General features: G+C 73.9%; 15 protein-coding genes. 13 read left to right on the forward strand and 2 right to left on the reverse strand.

The genetic code is table 11. The features are described from left to right. Nucleotides 1-39 precede the first annotated feature (39 nt). Complete coding sequence (locus tag O7599_RS33830) at nucleotides 40-1,497, forward strand: PLP-dependent aminotransferase family protein (protein ID WP_281619409.1); 1,458 nt, start codon at nucleotides 40-42, stop codon at nucleotides 1,495-1,497. Nucleotides 1,498-1,524: 27 nt separating this feature from the next. Here the strand turns inward: O7599_RS33830 and O7599_RS33835 are convergent, their stop codons facing one another. Beyond that, nucleotides 1,525-3,138 carry a hypothetical protein gene (locus O7599_RS33835; RefSeq protein WP_281623631.1) on the reverse strand — a complete coding sequence of 538 codons (1,614 nt, stop codon included), beginning with the start codon at nucleotides 3,136-3,138 and terminating at the stop codon, nucleotides 1,525-1,527. A gap of 140 nt (nucleotides 3,139-3,278) precedes the next feature. Beyond that, nucleotides 3,279-5,477: an elongation factor G-like protein EF-G2 gene (locus O7599_RS33840; protein WP_281619410.1), complete on the reverse strand. Its 2,199-nt coding sequence runs from the start codon at nucleotides 5,475-5,477 to the stop codon at nucleotides 3,279-3,281. 322 nt (nucleotides 5,478-5,799) lie between these two features. Here O7599_RS33840 and pgsA point away from each other — a divergent pair, with 322 nt between their 5' ends. The 12 genes from pgsA to secD all read left to right on the forward strand — a co-directional run bounded on the left by pgsA (nucleotide 5,800) and on the right by secD (nucleotide 16,837). Next, a complete protein-coding gene (pgsA, locus tag O7599_RS33845; protein WP_281619411.1) occupies nucleotides 5,800-6,534 on the forward strand; it encodes a phosphatidylinositol phosphate synthase in 735 nt (244 codons plus the stop codon). Nucleotides 6,535-6,554: 20 nt separating this feature from the next. Continuing rightward, the gene (locus O7599_RS33850) at nucleotides 6,555-7,424 is read left to right on the forward strand and encodes a phosphatidylinositol mannoside acyltransferase (RefSeq protein ID WP_281623632.1); all 870 of its coding nucleotides are present in this window, start codon (nucleotides 6,555-6,557) and stop codon (nucleotides 7,422-7,424) included. Beyond that, nucleotides 7,421-8,593, forward strand: a complete 1,173-nt coding sequence (locus tag O7599_RS33855) for a glycosyltransferase family 4 protein (protein ID WP_281619412.1) — start codon at nucleotides 7,421-7,423, stop codon at nucleotides 8,591-8,593. The genes O7599_RS33850 and O7599_RS33855 overlap by 4 nt, the downstream gene beginning before the upstream one ends. A gap of 1 nt (nucleotide 8,594) precedes the next feature. After that, the gene (locus O7599_RS33860; RefSeq protein WP_281619413.1) at nucleotides 8,595-9,149 is read left to right on the forward strand and encodes a hypothetical protein; all 555 of its coding nucleotides are present in this window, start codon (nucleotides 8,595-8,597) and stop codon (nucleotides 9,147-9,149) included. A 183-nt stretch (nucleotides 9,150-9,332) separates the two neighbouring features. Then, nucleotides 9,333-10,253 carry a pyridoxal 5'-phosphate synthase lyase subunit PdxS gene (gene pdxS / locus O7599_RS33865; RefSeq protein WP_281619414.1) on the forward strand — a complete coding sequence of 307 codons (921 nt, stop codon included), beginning with the start codon at nucleotides 9,333-9,335 and terminating at the stop codon, nucleotides 10,251-10,253. An 11-nt stretch (nucleotides 10,254-10,264) separates the two neighbouring features. Continuing rightward, nucleotides 10,265-10,855 carry a pyridoxal 5'-phosphate synthase glutaminase subunit PdxT gene (pdxT, locus tag O7599_RS33870; protein WP_281619415.1) on the forward strand — a complete coding sequence of 197 codons (591 nt, stop codon included), beginning with the start codon at nucleotides 10,265-10,267 and terminating at the stop codon, nucleotides 10,853-10,855. Between the two features lie 71 nt (nucleotides 10,856-10,926). Then, nucleotides 10,927-11,679 carry a YebC/PmpR family DNA-binding transcriptional regulator gene (locus tag O7599_RS33875; RefSeq protein ID WP_281619416.1) on the forward strand — a complete coding sequence of 251 codons (753 nt, stop codon included), beginning with the start codon at nucleotides 10,927-10,929 and terminating at the stop codon, nucleotides 11,677-11,679. 125 nt (nucleotides 11,680-11,804) lie between these two features. Further along, nucleotides 11,805-12,407, forward strand: a complete 603-nt coding sequence (ruvC, locus tag O7599_RS33880; protein ID WP_281619417.1) for a crossover junction endodeoxyribonuclease RuvC — start codon at nucleotides 11,805-11,807, stop codon at nucleotides 12,405-12,407. Then, nucleotides 12,404-13,027, forward strand: a complete 624-nt coding sequence (gene ruvA, locus O7599_RS33885) for a Holliday junction branch migration protein RuvA (RefSeq protein WP_281619418.1) — start codon at nucleotides 12,404-12,406, stop codon at nucleotides 13,025-13,027. Before ruvC ends, ruvA begins: the two co-directional genes overlap by 4 nt. A gap of 70 nt (nucleotides 13,028-13,097) precedes the next feature. After that, nucleotides 13,098-14,141, forward strand: coding sequence for a Holliday junction branch migration DNA helicase RuvB (gene ruvB, locus O7599_RS33890; protein WP_281619419.1), 1,044 nt, complete (start codon nucleotides 13,098-13,100; stop codon nucleotides 14,139-14,141). Nucleotides 14,142-14,375: 234 nt separating this feature from the next. Next, nucleotides 14,376-14,873 carry a preprotein translocase subunit YajC gene (gene yajC / locus O7599_RS33895; RefSeq protein WP_281619420.1) on the forward strand — a complete coding sequence of 166 codons (498 nt, stop codon included), beginning with the start codon at nucleotides 14,376-14,378 and terminating at the stop codon, nucleotides 14,871-14,873. A gap of 164 nt (nucleotides 14,874-15,037) precedes the next feature. Next, nucleotides 15,038-16,837 (forward strand): protein translocase subunit SecD, encoded by a 1,800-nt coding sequence (secD, locus tag O7599_RS33900; RefSeq protein ID WP_281619421.1) that lies wholly within the window; start codon nucleotides 15,038-15,040, stop codon nucleotides 16,835-16,837.

Here is a 16,837-nt window from a genome sequence, read left to right on the forward strand (position 1 = left end):
GTTGCCGGAACAGGGCCAATTCCGGGAGATTGGTCCGCCATGGACACCGACGACGTGCGGGCCTCCGACCTGGTGGCCGCCCTCGGCCGCTGGTCGGCCGGGCGCGGCCCGCTGTACGTGCTGCTGGCCGCCCGGCTGCGGCGGCTGGTCGACGAGGGCCGGCTGCGCCCGGGCGCGGCGCTGCCGCCGGAGCGGGCGCTGGCGGCGGCGCTGGCCGTGGGGCGCACGACGGTGGTCGCGGCGTACGGCGTGCTGCGGCAGGAGGGCCGGGTCGTCCGGCGGCAGGGGAGCGGCACCCGCGTCGCGGAGGCGGCGCTCGTCCCGGGGCGTGCCGCCGAGACGGCGAACCCGCTCTTCCTCAACCTGCTGGAGCCGGCCGACGGCGTGATCCTGCTGAGCTGCGCCGCCCCGGACGGCCCGCCGCCCGAGCTGGTCCGCGCCTACCGCGACCTGGCCCTGCCCGCGACCGGCCTCGGCTACCACCCCGCCGGCCTGCCCGCCCTGCGCGCCGCCGTCGCCGCCCGCTACGCCGCGCGCGGCATCCCGACCGACCCGGCGCAGATCCTCGTCACCACCGGCGGCCAGCAGGCGCTGGCGCTGCTGACCCGGCTGTTCGTGGCCCCCGGCGACCCGGTGCTGGTCGAGGCGCCCGCGTACCCGGGGGCGCTCGACCTGTTCCGGGAGGCCGGCGCCGTGCTGCGGCCGGTGCCCGTGGGGCCGCACGGGATCGACGTGGACGCCGCCGTGCGGGCGCTGGCGGAGCACCGGCCGGCGCTCGCGTACGTCGGCTCGGTGCACCAGAACCCGACCGCGGCCGTGCTGCCCCCGCTGCGCGGGCAGCGGCTCGCGGAGGCGGCCGGGAACCTCGGCGTTCCGCTGGTGGACGACGAGGTCGTGGCGGACCTGGCGTTCGACGGCGCCGCGCCGCCGGCGCTCGCCGCGTGCGCGGCGGGCCGCGGCGAGGTGCTCAGCGTCGGGTCGCTGAGCAAGGTGGTGTGGGGCGGGCTGCGCATCGGCTGGGTGCGTGCGCCCGCGGGCGTCGTCACCCGGCTCGCCCGGCTGAAGGCGGTCCACGACCTCGGCACGGACGTGCCGGCCCAGCTCGTCGCCGTCTCCCTGCTGGCGTCGTACGCACCGCTGCTCGCCCGGCGCCGCGCCGAACTGCGCGGCGCCCACGACCACCTGCGCGCCGAGCTGGCCCGGCTGCTGCCGGCCTGGGACTGCCCGCCGGTGCGCGGCGGGCAGACGGTGTGGCTCCGGCTGCCGTACGGGGACGGGGTGTCCTTCGCGCAGGTCGCGCTCCGCCACGGGGTCGCCGTCCTGCCCGGCGCCTGCGTGGACGCCGCCGGGGGCAGCGGCCCGTACCTGCGGCTGCACTTCTGCTTCCCGCGGGACGTGCTCACCGAGGCCGTCGAGCGGCTGGCCGCGGCCTGGGCGGCGTACGACGGCAGCTCCCGCCCGGCGACGCCCGCGGCCCTCGGCGGCGTGACCGTCTGACCGGATCCGCCGCCCCCGCGCGGGGCGTCAGCCGTCGTACACGTCCGCCCGCCGGGGCTCCGCGCCCTGCACCATCCCGCTGAGCACCATCGACCGGCCGGCGAAGTTCGTCGTGTCCACGTTGTTCTCCTCCAGCACCCGCAGCGCGGCCTGGTGCACCACCCGCAGCACCGGCGTGGCCGCGCGCAGCGCGTCGTCCGCCATGAAGCGGTGCCGCCACGGCTTGTCCGCCCACACGTGCCGCAGCCCGAAGGGCTCGGGGAGCTTCAGCTTGCCGCCGAGGTAGTCGAGCAGCGGCGGGTACCAGGTGAACGGCGCCCGCGCGGCCAGCCGCACCACCTCGCGGGTGCGGACCAGGGGCAGCGGCTTCTCCTTGGTCTCCCAGAACTTCATGCCGCTCACGGTCTTGGTCTCGCGGCTGGGCTTGCTGGTGAACAGCGGGTGCACCGGGCCCAGCGCGTGCCCGGTGACCTCGATGCGCAGCGTCTGGTGCAGCACGGTCACCGAGACCAGCAGCGTGATGACCAACTGGCCGTCCCAGAGCGTGAACTGCACGCCCAGATAGTGCCGGTTGCCCGCGCCGAACTGCTGCTCGTTGCAGATCCGCTGGACCTCGAAGTCCCGTACGGAATAGCCGTCGACGACGGCGCCGCCGGGCCGGGCGACCTCGCCCGCGCCCTCGCCTATCGGCGCGACGATCCAGTGCTTTATCGCGGGCGCCGGGAAGCCGCCGGTGTGCAGCGGGGTGCGCTCCAGCATGCGCAGTTGGTCGTGGACCGCCCTGACGACGTCCCAACTGCGGAACGGGTGGATCTCGGCACCGGACTCCTTGGGCTTGAGGTCCTCCGCCAGATGCCAGGCGCCCCAGCGGGTGCCCATGCCGAGTATCCCCTTGGGGCCGGCGTAGAAGACGACGTTGCTGTGCTGCTCGGCCGACAGCTTCGCCAGGCCCAGCCGGAGCCGTTCCGCGCTGGCCTCGCCGGGGTTGCTCGGCACCGCCTCCGGGATCTTGGCGCCGAGGCCGCCGCCGGACAGCAGGGCCGTCCAGTGCTCGCGCAGGCCCCTGGCGTACTTCTCGCAGATCCGGTTCGCCCAGAACCACCCGATGACCGGCGCCACCAGCAGTCCGCGCAGGTACAGGGTGAGCAGGCCGTCGAACGGAAGCGTGAGGAACAGGTAGACGGCGGCGAGGCCGAGGATGCCCAGCAGCACGTACCCCACCGCGCCGACGCGCTTGTCCGACGCTCCGGCCAGGGTGCGGCGGAGCTGGAAGACGCCGAGCCAGAGCAGCACGCCCGGCAGGAAGAGCAGCCCGAAGACGCCCATCACCACGGTGAGCCGGGTGTCGCGCTCCTTGCGGTAGCGGTTGGCCGCCAGGCAGTGCTCCAGGACCGCCTGCGGCTCCGTGCCGAAGGACTGGATGAGCGGCTTGCGGCCGTCGGCGAGCATGCGCACCGTGACCGCGCGCGCGAACGCCTCGCCCAGGTTCGGCTCGAAGAGGGAGAGCCGGCCCTTCTTGAAGTCCGACTTGCTCCAGTCGTTGTTGGCGTCGAGCAGCTTGGTGACCGCGCTGTCGCGGTACGCCGTGGAGGCGAGCGCGTGCGTCGCTGCCGTCTGCCCCTGGGCACCCGAGAGCGGCACCTGTGCGCGCGGGGCGAAGTCGAACTCCAGCCCCTCGGAACCTGCCACTGCCGCCCCCAACGCCGCGCGTCCGCCCCGGTGATGGGGCCGGGCCCGCGGGCAGCGGGCCCGACCACCAATGTGCCCCAGCCTAGCCGCGGTCAACCGTCACGGGCCTGCCGATCACGGATCTTCGCCGCCAACTGCTGCGGCATCGGCTCGTGCCGGGCGTACGACCGGTCGAACCGGCCGGTGCCGTGCGACAGGGACCGCAGGTCCACCGCGTACCTGCCGATCTCGAACTCCGGCACCTCGGCGCGCACCAGCGTCCGGCCGCCGGCCGCCTGCTCGGTGCCGACCACGCGGCCGCGCCGCCCGGACAGGTCGCTCATCACCGGGCCCACGTACTCGTCCGCGACCAGCACGCTGACCTCGGCGACCGGCTCCAGCAGGTGGATCTGCACCTGCGCCGCGGCCTCCCGCAGCGCCAGCGCGCCCGCCGTCTGGAACGCGGCGTCGGACGAGTCCACCGAGTGCGCCTTCCCGTCGACGAGCGTCACCCGCACGTCGACCAGCGGATAGCCGGTGGCCACGCCCTTGACGGCCTGGCCGCGCACGCCCTTCTCCACCGACGGGATGAACTGCCGCGGCACAGCGCCGCCGACCACCTTGTCCACGAACTCGATGCCCGAGCCCTCCGGCAGCGGTTCGACCTCGATCTCGCAGATGGCGTACTGCCCGTGGCCCCCGGACTGCTTGACGTGCCGCCCGCGCGCCGCCGCCCGGCCCGAGAACGTCTCGCGCAGGGACACCTTGTGCTCTACCGGGTCGACCTGCACGCCGTACCGCGTGCGCAGCCGCTCCAGCGCCACGTCGCGGTGCGCCTCGCCCAGGCACCACAGGACCAACTGCCTGGTGGAGGCGTTCTGTTCCAGCCGCATGGTCGGGTCCTCGGCGCACAGCCGCGCCAGGCCCTGCGACAGCTTGTCCTCGTCCTGCTTGGTGTGCGCCTCGATGGCCACCGGCAGCAGCGGGTCGGGCATCACCCACGGCGCCATCAGCAGCGGCTCCTCCTTGGCCGAGACGGTGTCGCCGGTCTCCGCGCCGTTGAGCTTGCCGACGCAGGCGATGTCGCCGGCGATCGCCGCGTCCAGCGGGCGCTGGAGCTTGCCGAACGGGGCGGTCAGCGAGCCGATCCGCTCGTCGGTGTCGTGGTCCTCGTGCCCGCGGTCCTCCATGCCGTGCCCCGAGACGTGCACCGTCTGGTCGGGGCGCAGCGTGCCGGAGAAGACGCGCAGCAGCGACAGTCTGCCGATGTACGGGTCCGAGGACGTCCTGACCACCTCGGCGGCCAGCGGCCCGGCCGGATCGCAGGCCAGCCCCGCGCGCTCCTCGCCGCGCACGGTGGTCACGTCGGGGATCCGCCGCTCCGGCGGGGTGGGGAAGCCGCCGGTGATCAGCTCCAGCAGCTCCACGGTGCCCAGTCCCTGCGTGCCGCCCTCCGCCGCGGGCGCGGCGGCCAGCACCGGGTGGAACACCCCGCGCGCGACGGCCTTCTCCAGGTCCTGCACGAGCGTCTTGACCTCGACGTCCTCGCCGCCGAGGTAGCGGTCCATGAGGGACTCGTCCTCGCTCTCGGAGATGATGCCCTCGATGAGCCGGTTGCGCGCCTCCTCGATCAGCGGCAGCTCGTCCTCGCGCGGCGGTCTGTCCTCGCGGGCGCCGGAGGTGTAGTCGAAGACCCGCTGCGTGAGCAGGCCGATCAGCCCGTGCACGGGCTGATGGCCGTCCGCCGCCGTCTCGCCGAGCAGCGGCAGGTACAGCGGCAGCACGGCGTCGGGGTCGTCGCCGCCGAAGGCCTCCTGGCAGGTCCGGGTCATCTGGTCGAAGTCGGCTCTGGCGGCGTCCAGGTGCGTGACGACGATCGCCCGCGGCATCCCGACCGCCGCGCACTCGTCCCAGAGCATCCGGGTCGCGCCGTCCACGCCGTCCGCGGCCGAGACGACGAAAAGGGCCGCGTCCGCCGCTCGCAGACCGGCCCGTAGCTCCCCGACGAAGTCCGCGTAGCCGGGGGTGTCCAACAGATTGATCTTGATGCCGTCCCACTCCACCGGGACCAGGGAGAGCTGCACCGAGCGCTGCTGGCGCTGTTCGATCTCGTCGTAGTCCGAAACGCAGCCGCCGTCCTCGACCCGGCCGGCCCGGGTGAGCGCCTTCGTGGTCAGCGCGAGCGCCTCCACCAGCGTCGTCTTACCGGATCCGCTATGGCCGACCAGCGCCACGTTCCGAATGTCGGAGGGCCGGGCGGCCGCCGCTGCCCTGCCGGCGGCCCCGGGGTGTGCGTTTGCCTTGTCACCCATGTGTCTCGCCTCCGTCTGACACGTGCGGTGCATTCGAGCTTTGCACCGCGGTCAGACCCCGTCCATAGCACGGACGGCTTCGGAGTGACGGACTCCCACGTACGGGCGGACGGTCGGGTGGAAGGGCGGGCGGAAGGGCCCGGCGGACGGCGGGGCGTACGGGCGTGCCGGACGCCCGTACGGGCCCGGGCGCCCACGGGCGTACGGCCCGCACGGCCCCGCGCGGGCGCTGGCTACGATGGCTGCGCTACGTTGAGCGACTTCCACCGACGAGCCCCCCGGCCAGCCGCGGGGCCCGGCGACCGGCGACCCTGGGACGGCCATGCTGAACAAGTACGCGCGTGCGATCTTCACGCGTGTCTTCGCACCGATCGCCGCGATGCTCCTGCGCCGCGGCGTGAGCCCCGACACCGTCACCTTCGTGGGCACCCTCGGGGTGATGGCGGGCGCCTTGGCCTTCTTCCCGCTGGGGGAGTTCTTCTGGGGCACGATAGTCATCACCCTCTTCGTCTTCTCCGACCTGATCGACGGCACCATGGCCCGCCAGTCCGGCCGCTCCAGCCGCTGGGGCGCGTTCCTGGACTCCACGCTCGACCGGGCGGCCGACGCGGCCGTCTTCGGCGGCATCGCGCTCTGGTACGCGGGCGACGGCGACGACCTCATGATGTGCGCCGTGGCGATGTTCTGCCTGGCCGGCGGCCAGGTCGTGTCGTACACCAAGGCGCGCGGCGAGAGCATCGGGCTGCCGGTGAAGGTCAGCGGCGTGATGGAGCGCGCGGACCGGCTGGTGCTCACCCTGGTGCTCACCGGCTTCGCGGGCATGGAGCGCACCTTCGGCATCCCGCACATCGACGTCCTGCTGCCCGTCGCGCTGTGGGCGGTCGCCGCGGGCAGCGCGATCACGCTCTGCCAGCGGATGGTGACCGTGCACCGGGAGGCCGCCGAGAAGGACGCCGCCGACCCGCTGCCGCCGCCCGCGCCGCGCGACGGCCCGCGCCCCGAGACCGACTCCGCGTCCGAGCCCGAGTCCGCGCCCGCGGACCAGGAGCGCGCGTGAAGGAGCGCCTGACCGACGGGATGTACGGCCTGGGCTGGGCAGCCGTGAAACGGCTCCCCGAGCCCGCCGCCGCCGCCCTCGGCAGGCGCATCGCCGACACCGCCTGGCGCCGCGACGGCAAGGGCGTACGACGGCTGACGTCGAACCTCGCGCGCGTGGTCCCGGACGCCGGGCCGGAACGGCTGGCCGCGCTCAGCCGGGCCGGCATGCGCTCGTACATGCGCTACTGGATGGAGTCCTTCCGGCTGCCCGCCTGGAGCGAGCAGCGCGTCCGCGACGGCTTCGACCCCGCGGACGTGCACTGGCTCGAGGACGGCCTCGCCGGCGACACCGGCGTGATCCTCGCGCTGCCCCACATGGGCAACTGGGACCTCGCGGGCGCCTGGGTCACCACCAAGCTCGGGGTGCCCTTCACCACCGTGCAGGAGCGGCTGAAGCCCGAGTCGCTGTACGACCGCTTCGTCGCGTACCGCGAGAGCCTGGGCATGGAGGTGCTGGCGCACGGCGGCGCGAGCGCCTTCGGCACCCTCGCCCGGCGGCTGCGGGACGGCGGGCTGGTGTGCCTCGTCGCCGACCGGGACCTGTCCGCCGGCGGCGTCGAGGTGGACTTCTTCGGCTTCACGGCCCGGATGCCCGCGGGCCCCGCGCTGCTCGCCCAGCAGACCGGCGCGCTGCTGCTGCCCGTCACGCTCTGGTACGACGACTCGCCCGTCCTGCAGGGCAGGGTGCACGCCCCCGTGGAGGTGCCCGCGACCGGCACCCGCGCGGAGAAGACCGCCGCCATGACGCAGGCCATGGCCGACGACTTCGCCGCCGGCATCGCCGCGCACCCGGAGGACTGGCACATGCTGCAGCGGTTCTGGCCGGACCTGGACCCGGTGTCGCCGTGAGGGTCGGGATCGTCTGCCCGTACTCCTGGGAGACGCCCGGCGGGGTGCAGTTCCACGTCCGCGACCTGGCGGAGCACCTGCGCGCCGCCGGCCACACCGTCTCCGTCCTCGCGCCCGCGGACGACGACACCCCGCTGCCCGAGTACGTCGTCGGGGCCGGCCGCGCCGTCCCCGTGCCGTACAACGGGTCCGTGGCGCGCATCAACTTCGGCTTCCTGTCCGCCGCCCGGGTACGCCGCTGGGTGCGCGACGGCGACTTCGACGTGCTGCACATCCACGAGCCGGCCGCGCCGTCGCTCGCGCTGCTGGCCTGCTGGGCGGCGAAGGGGCCGATCGTGGCCACGTTCCACATGTCCAGCCCGCGCTCCCGCGGCATGATCGCCGCGTACCCGATCCTGCAGTCGGCGCTGGAGAAGATCAGCGCCCGCATCGCGGTCAGCGAGTACGCGCGCCGCACCCTGGTGGAGCACCTGGGCGGCGACGCGGTCGTCATCCCCAACGGCGTCGACGTCTCCTTCTTCGCCGCGGCCGAGCCGAAGGCCGAGTGGCAGGGCCGCACGCTGGGGTTCATCGGCCGGATCGACGAGCCGCGCAAGGGGCTGCCGGTGCTGATGGAGGCGTTCCCGCGAATCCTTCAGCGGGTGCCCGACGCCCGCCTGCTCGTCGCCGGGCGCGGCGACCCGGCGGAGGTCGTGGGACACCTGGCGCCCGAGGTGCGCGAGCGGGTGGAGTTCCTGGGGATGATCGGCGACGAGGACAAGGCGCGGCTGCTGCGCAGCGTCGACCTGTACGTCGCGCCGAACACCGGCGGCGAGTCGTTCGGCATCATCCTCGTCGAGGCGATGTCGGCGGGGGCACCGGTGCTGGCCGCCGACCTGGACGCGTTCGTGCAGGTGCTGGACGGCGGCACGGCGGGCGAGGTGTTCGCGTGCGGGGACGCCGGGGACCTGGCCGAGCGGGCCGCGGGGCTGCTGCTGGACGGCGCGCGCCGGGCCGGGCTGCGCGAGCGCGGCAGCCGGCACGTCCAGCGCTTCGACTGGTCGACGGTCGGCGCGGACGTCCTCGCGGTGTACGAGACGGTGACCCAGGGCGCCGCGTCGGTGGCGGAGGACGAGCGCGCCGGCCGCTGGGCGGCCCGCTTCGGCCCCGCCCGCGACCGGGAGGTATGACGTGTCCACCCCGCTGACCCTGGTGCTCGTCGCGGTCGGGCTCTGCCTGATCGGCGTCTACCTGAGCTGGACCGCCGGGCGGCTCGACCGGCTGCACACCCGTATCGACGCCACCAAGGCGGCCCTCGACGCGCAGTTGCTGCGGCGCGCCTCGGTGGCGCAGGAGCTGGCCACCAGCGGCGTACTCGACCCGGCCGCCTCGATCGTGCTCTACGAGGCCGCGCACGCCGCGCGGCAGGCGGAGGAGGACCAGCGCGAGGTCGCCGAGAGCGAGCTGAGCCAGGCGCTGCGGGCGGTGTTCGAGGCCCCGGAGCAGGTGGAGGCGGTGCGCGGGGCGCCGGGCGGCGAGGAGGCCGTACACGAGCTGGCGGAGGCGGCGCGGCGGGTGCCGATGGCGCGGCGCTTCCACAACGACGCGGTACGGGCGGCGCGGGCGCTGCGCCGGCACCGCAAGGTGCGCTGGTTCCGGCTGGCGGGGCACGCGCCGTTCCCGCTGGCGGTCGAGATGGACGACGAGCCGCCGCCGGCGCTGACCGACCGGGCCCCGGCGGGCTGAGCCCGGCCGCGGGCTCGGCGGCCACAGCTTGCCGATTGGCTCTTTCCCGACCCCTCCCGCCTGGGGTTTCCTTGACGGTGGCGCACGCTCGGGCCCGGGGTCCGAACGTGCTTACGATAGAAGTGGCGCGCGTACGCCACCCAGACACCCACACCGCACCCCAGCACCGAGCGAGGTTCCACCGTGTCCAGCACGCCCAGCTCCGCCCCCCAGTCGTCGGCTCCCGAGACCGGCACCGCACGCGTCAAGCGCGGCATGGCCGAGCAGCTCAAGGGCGGCGTGATCATGGACGTCGTCACGCCCGAGCAGGCGAAGGTCGCCGAGGACGCCGGCGCCGTCGCGGTGATGGCCCTGGAGCGGGTGCCCGCCGACATCCGCAAGGACGGCGGAGTGGCGCGCATGTCCGACCCCGACATGATCGAGGGCATCATCGAGGCCGTCTCCATCCCCGTGATGGCCAAGTCCCGCATCGGCCACTTCGTCGAGGCCCAGATCCTGCAGGCGCTCGGCGTCGACTACATCGACGAGTCCGAGGTGCTCACCCCCGCCGACGAGGTCAACCACTCCGACAAGTGGGCCTTCACCACGCCCTTCGTCTGCGGCGCCACCAGCCTGGGCGAGGCCCTGCGCCGGATCGCCGAGGGCGCCGCCATGATCCGCTCCAAGGGCGAGGCGGGCACCGGGAACGTCGTCGAGGCGGTGCGCCACCTGCGCCAGATCAAGAACGAGATCGGCGCCCTGCGCGGCCTGGACAACCACGAGCTGTACGCGGCGGCCAAGGAGCTGCGCGCCCCGTACGAGCTGGTCGCCGAGGTGGCGCGGCTCGGCAGGCTGCCCGTCGTGCTGTTCTCCGCCGGCGGCGTCGCCACCCCCGCGGACGCCGCGCTGATGCGCCAGCTCGGCGCCGAGGGCGTCTTCGTCGGCTCCGGCATCTTCAAGTCCGGCGACCCGGCCAAGCGCGCCTCCGCCATCGTCAAGGCCACCACCTTCTACGACGACCCGAAGGTCGTCGCGGACGCCTCCCGCAACCTCGGCGAGGCCATGGTCGGCATCAACCTCGACACCCTGGACGACGCCGAGCGCTACGCCGGCCGGGGCTGGTGAGGACGGCCCGCATGGACACCCCCGCCATCGGCGTGCTCGCCCTCCAGGGCGACGTACGCGAGCACCTGGCCGCGCTGACCGCGGCCGGGGCGAGCGCCGTGCCGGTGCGCCGGCCGGCGGAGCTGGCGGAGGTGTCCGGCCTGGTCATCCCCGGCGGCGAGTCCACCACCATGTCCAAGCTCGCCGTCGCCTTCGGCCTGCTGGAGCCGCTGCGCGACCGGGTGCGGGCGGGGATGCCCGCGTACGGCTCCTGCGCCGGCATGATCATGCTGGCCGACAAGATCCTCGACCCGCGCTCCGGGCAGGAGACCGTCGGGGGCATCGACATGATCGTGCGGCGCAACGCCTTCGGGCGGCAGAACGAGTCGTTCGAGGTGCCGCTGGAGGTGGCCGGCGTCCCCGGCGGCCCCGTGCACGGCGTCTTCATCCGGGCGCCGTGGGTGGAGTCCACCGGCGCGGGGGTGGAGCGGCTGGCGGAGGTCGGCGGGCACCCCGTCGCCGTCCGGCAGGGTCCGCTGCTGGCCACGTCGTTCCATCCCGAGCTCACCGGCGACCACCGGGTGCACGCCCTCTTCGCCGATATGGTGCGCCGGGCGGGCTGACCGCCACCGGTAGGATCGACGAGTTCGTTGCCGGTTAGTCGAATGCGCGGAACGCGGAATGGAGCGGGGCTGTGTCCGGCCACTCTAAGTGGGCTACCACCAAGCACAAGAAGGCCGTGATCGATGCCAAGCGAGGAAAGCTCTTCGCCAAGCTGATCAAGAACGTCGAGGTCGCGGCGCGGCAGGGGGGAGCCGACCCCGACGGGAACCCCACGCTGTACGACGCGATCCAGAAGGCCAAGAAGCAGTCCGTCCCGAACAAGAACATCGACAGCGCCGTCAAGCGCGGTGCCGGTCTCGAAGCGGGCGGCGCCGAGTACGAGACGATCATGTACGAGGGCTACGGCCCGAACGGCGTGGCCGTCCTCATCGAGTGCCTGACGGACAACCGCAACCGCGCCGCCTCCGACGTCCGCGTCGCCATGACCCGCAACGGCGGCTCCATGGCCGACCCCGGCTCCGTGTCGTACCTGTTCCACCGCAAGGGCGTGGTGATCGTCCCCAAGGGCGAGCTGGGCGAGGACGACGTGCTGGCCGCGGTGCTGGACGCCGGCGCCGAGGAGGTCAACGACCTGGGCGAGTCCTTCGAGGTGCTCAGCGAGGCCGGCGACATGGTCGCGGTCCGCACCGCCCTGCAGGACGCCGGAATCGACTACGACTCGGCCGAGGCCAACTTCGTCCCCACCATGCAGGTGGAGCTGGACGAGGAGGGCGCCCGCAGGATCTTCCGGCTCATCGACGCCCTGGAGGACAGCGACGACGTCCAGAACGTCTTCGCCAACTTCGACGTCTCCGACGAGGTCATGGAGAAGGCCTCCGCCTGAGCGTCGTACGCGCACACCGTGACGGGCCCGCGGGGGGCGACATCCGGCGGGCCCTTCGCCCGCGGTGTCGGTGCCTGCCGGTAGCCTGCACACACGTGCGCGGGCAGACGAGAGGGGGGCGGCCGGTGCGGGTGCTCGGAGTGGACCCGGGGCTGACCCGGTGCGGCGTGGGCGTCGTGGACGGAGCGCCGGGCCGGGCGCTGCGAATGGTCGCCGTCGGCGTCGTGCGCACCCCCTCCGACGCCCCGCCCGCCGAGCGGCTGCTGCTCATCGAGCGCGGCGTCGAGGAGTGGCTCGACGCGCACGGGCCCGAGGCCGTCGCCGTCGAGCGCGTCTTCAGCCAGCACAACGTACGCACCGTCATGGGCACCGCCCAGGCAAGCGCCGTCGCCCTCCTGTGCGCCGCCCGCCGCGGCCTGCCCGTCGCGCTGCACACCCCCAGCGAGGTCAAGGCGGCCGTCACCGGCTCGGGCCGCGCCGACAAGGCCCAGGTCGGCGCCATGGTCACCCGGCTGCTCCGGCTCGACGCACCGCCCCGACCCGCCGACGCCGCCGACGCGCTGGCGCTGGCCATCTGCCACCTGTGGCGCGCCCCCGCCCAGGAGCGCCTGGCCCGCGCGCGTGCCGCCGGCGCGCCCGCGCGGGCCGACGCGGGCGCACCGGGCCGCCGCGTGCGCCGGGACCGCCCGGAGCACCGGGACCGCGAGATCCGGAGAGACCCCGCATGATCGCCTTCGTCAGCGGCCCCGTCGCCGCCCTCGCCCCCGACGCCGCGGTCATCGAGGTCGGCGGCATCGGCATGGCCGTCCAGTGCACCCCCGACACCCTGTCCACGCTGCGCGTCGGCAAGGACGCCCGGCTGGCCACCTCCCTCGTCGTCCGGGAGGACTCCCTCACCCTCTACGGCTTCGCCGACGACGACGAGCGCCAGGTCTTCGAGCTGCTGCAGACCGCCAGCGGCGTCGGCCCGCGGCTGGCCCAGGCCATGCTCGCCGTGCACCGCCCCGACGCGCTCCGCCTCGCCGTCTCCACCGGCGACGAGAAGGCGCTGACCGCCGTCCCCGGCATCGGCAAGAAGGGTGCGCAGAAGCTGCTGCTGGAGCTGAAGGACCGGCTCGGCGAGCCGCTGGGCAGCAGCGGCCTCGTCGCCCGCCGGGCCGGCGCCGCCCCGGCCGCCGGCTGGCGTGAGCAGTTGCACGCCGCCCTCACGGGCCTGGGGTACGCGCCGCGGGAGGCCGACGAGGCCGTCACCGCCGTCGCCCCGCAGGCCGAGGAGAACGGCGCCGCGCCCCCGCCGCTGCCGCAGTTGCTGCGCGCCGCCCTGCAGACCCTGAACCGCGCCCGATGACGGCGCCGCCCCGCCCCCGGCGCGTACGACGCACCGCACCGGCACCCGCACCACGACGGACGGATCCACGATGACCTGGGAGGACGCCGACCCGCGGGTGGTGGACTCGGCCGCCGACGCCGACGACCGGGCGGTGGAGACCGCGCTGCGCCCCAAGGACCTGGCCGAGTTCGTCGGGCAGGAGCGGGTGCGCGAGCAGCTCGACCTGGTGCTGCGCGCCGCCCGCCAGCGCGGCGGCGCCGCCGACCACGTGCTGCTCTCCGGCGCCCCCGGCCTCGGCAAGACCACCCTCGCGATGATCGTCGCCGCCGAGATGGCCGCCCCGATCCGCATCACCTCGGGCCCCGCCATCCAGCACGCCGGCGACCTGGCCGCGATCCTCTCCTCGCTCCAGGAGGGCGAGGTGCTCTTCCTCGACGAACTGCACCGCATGTCGCGGCCCGCCGAGGAGATGCTCTACATGGCGATGGAGGACCTGCGGGTCGACGTCATCGTCGGAAAGGGCCCCGGCGCCACCGCCATCCCGCTGGAGCTGCCCCCCTTCACCCTGGTCGGCGCCACCACCCGGGCCGGGCTGCTGCCCCCGCCGCTGCGCGACCGCTTCGGCTTCACCGGGCACATGGAGTTCTACTCGCCGGCCGAGCTGGAGCGCGTCCTGCACCGCTCCGCCCACCTGCTGGAGGTCGCCGTGGACGCCGCCGGCGCCGCCGAGATCGCCGGCCGCTCCCGCGGCACCCCCCGCATCGCGAACCGGCTGCTGCGCCGCGTGCGGGACTACGCGCAGGTCAAGGCCGACGGTGTGATCACCCGCGAGATCGCCGCCCGGGGCCTGGAGGTCTACGAGGTCGACGACCGCGGCCTCGACCGGCTCGACCGCGCCGTGCTCGGCGCCCTGCTCAGACTCTTCTCCGGCGGCCCCGTCGGGCTGTCCACCCTGGCCGTGGCCGTGGGGGAGGAGCGGGAGACCGTCGAGGAGGTGGCCGAGCCCTTCCTCGTACGCGAAGGGCTGCTGGCCCGTACGCCCCGCGGCCGCGTCGCCACCCCCGCCGCCTGGGCCCACCTGGGCCTCACGCCCCCGCAGCCCGGCGGCGGCGTGCAGCAGACGGCCTTCTGAGCGTCCCGCGGCGCGCGCCGCCGGGCGGGGCGGGCCCGGCCGCGCGGGGTGCCCCGGCGCGTACCGGAGCGGCGCGCGGAGTCGCCGGTTACGGAACCCGGGTGACATGCTGGGCGTTGTTCACACGGCGGAACTCGCTTAGACTCCGCCGACGCCTTCCGGAACCGGAGGGCACCCCCGCCCCCCAGAACGAGGCCGTGGCGAACGCGGTCCTACGAAGGAAACCCGGACACCGTGGATATCACGATTCTCTTGCCGTTCATCGTGCTCATCGGGGCGATGTTCCTGATGACCCGCTCGGCAAAGAACAAGCAGCGCCAGATGATGAGCATGCGGGACCAACTGCAGCCGGGCAGCGGCGTGCGGACCATCGGCGGCATGTACGCCACGGTCAAGGAGGTCCACGAGGACACCATCCTTCTGGAGGTGGCCCCCGGAGTGCACGCGATCTACGCGAAGAACTCCATCGGCGCCGTCCTGGACGACGCCGAGTACAACCGCATCGTGCACGGCGCTCCGGAGCTCGACGACGAGGAGATCACCGCGCCCGACGACGCCTCCTCGCTGACCGAGTCCGCCGACGGTGACGACGACGGCGAGGACCGCGGGGAGACCTCGGACCGCATCGACCTCGACAAGAAGGACGCCGCCGACGACGCCGAGGGCGACGCCGAGCCCGCGGACGCCACCGGCGAGGACAAGAAGAGGAACGGCGGCTCCGCCGCGAAGTGACCGCGGCCCTTCGGCGGGCGGCCCCGCACCGAGTAGTGCGGAGGCGCCGCCGGCCGCGGTGAACGGGGGACCGGTCACTTTTCGCCTCGCGGCACCGCGGGGCTACACTTCGTGACCGCGCGACGAGCCCCGCCGCGCGGTGTCTGGACAGGAGAATCGAGAAGGTGGCAGCACCGAAATCGGGTCGCAGGTCCCAGGGATCTCAGGGCAGGCCCTGGCGCCCCCTGCTGCTGATCCTGACCGCGATCGCCGCGCTCACCGGTGGGATGTTCCTCTCCGGACACACCACCCCGCGCCTGGGCATCGACCTGGCCGGCGGCACCAGCATCACGCTGGAGGCCAAGCCCCAGCCGGGCGGCGAGAACGCGATCAACTCCACCAACATGGATACCGCCGTCAACATCATCGAGCGCCGCGTCAACGGCCTCGGTGTGCAGGAGGCGGAGGTCCAGACGCAGGGCGACCGGCACATCATCGTCAACATCCCCAAGGGCACCGACCAGAAGACGGCCCGCGAGCAGGTGGGCACCACCGCGCGGCTGTTCTTCCGGCCCGTCCTGTCCTACGAGGCGAACGAGCCCACGCCGGCACCGAGCGCCTCGGAGTCCGGGGACGCGGACAAGGAGAAGGACAAGGGCGACGCCTCCACCTCGCCGTCCCCGTCCGAGACCGCCTCCGACGAGGCCGCTTCCGGCGACGAGGGCGGCTCAGGCGACGAGGCCGGTCCGAGCGACGACGCCACCGAGCAGGGCCGGGCCCTGTCCGAGGCCCTCACCCAGGCCGACGACTCGCCCAGCCCGACCGACTCGCAGGCGCCGCCCGCCGAGACGCCCCCCGCCGAGCAGGCGCCCACCGGCCAGATCCCCGCCGACGTGCAGAAGAAGCTCGACGGGCTGGACTGCTCCAACGCCGAGGAGCGCACCAAGATCGGCGAGAACGCCAAGCCCACCGACACCGTCGTCGCCTGCGACAGCGACGGCGCGTTCAAGTACGCGCTCGGCCCGGCCGAGGTCGAGGGCACCGACGTCGGCGAGGCCTCCGCCACGTACGACGCCCAGCAGGGCTCCGGCTGGATCGTGCAGCTCGAGTTCGACGACAAGGGCTCCGACAAGTTCGCCGACGTCACCGGCAACCTCGCCTCCCAGGCCCCGCCGAACAACCAGTTCGCCATCGAGCTCGACGGTGAGGTCGTCTCCGCACCCTCCGTCGACGAGTCGATCACCGGCGGCCGGGCGCAGATCTCCGGCAGCTTCAACCAGGAGTCGGCCGAGGAACTGGCCAACGTCCTGTCCTACGGCGCGCTGCCGCTGTCCTTCGAGGAGTCCGAGGTCACCACCGTCTCGCCGGCCCTCGGCAACGAGCAGCTCAACGCCGGTCTCATCGCCGGTGCCATCGGGCTGGGGCTGGTGATCCTCTACCTCGTCGCGTACTACCGCGGGCTGGCCCTGGTGGCTGTCGTCAGCCTCATGGTCTCCGCCGCCCTCACGTACACGATCATGGCCCTGCTCGGCCCCGGCATCGGCTTCGCGCTGAACCTCCCGGCGGTCTGCGGCGCGATCGTGGCGATCGGCATCACGGCGGACTCGTTCATCGTCTACTTCGAGCGCATCCGCGACGAGATCCGCGAGGGGCGCACGCTGCGCCCCGCGGTGGAGCGCGGCTGGCCACGGGCCCGGCGCACCATCCTGGTGTCCGACTTCGTGTCGTTCCTCGCCGCGGCCGTGCTCTTCGCCGTCACCGTCGGCAAGGTGCAGGGCTTCGCCTTCACGCTCGGCCTGACCACGCTCCTGGACGTCGTCGTCGTCTTCCTCTTCACGAAGCCGGTGATGACCATCCTGGCCCGTAAGCGCTTCTTCGCCAGCGGCCACCCCTGGTCCGGGCTCGATCCCAAACGGCTGGGAGCCAGGCCACCGCTGCGCGGCCGCCCGCGCGTCGCCGGTCCCGTCAACCCGAAGGAGGTCTGA

The organism is Streptomyces sp. WMMC500 (assembly GCF_027497195.1).
Taxonomy (GTDB): Bacteria; Actinomycetota; Actinomycetes; order Streptomycetales; family Streptomycetaceae; genus Streptomyces.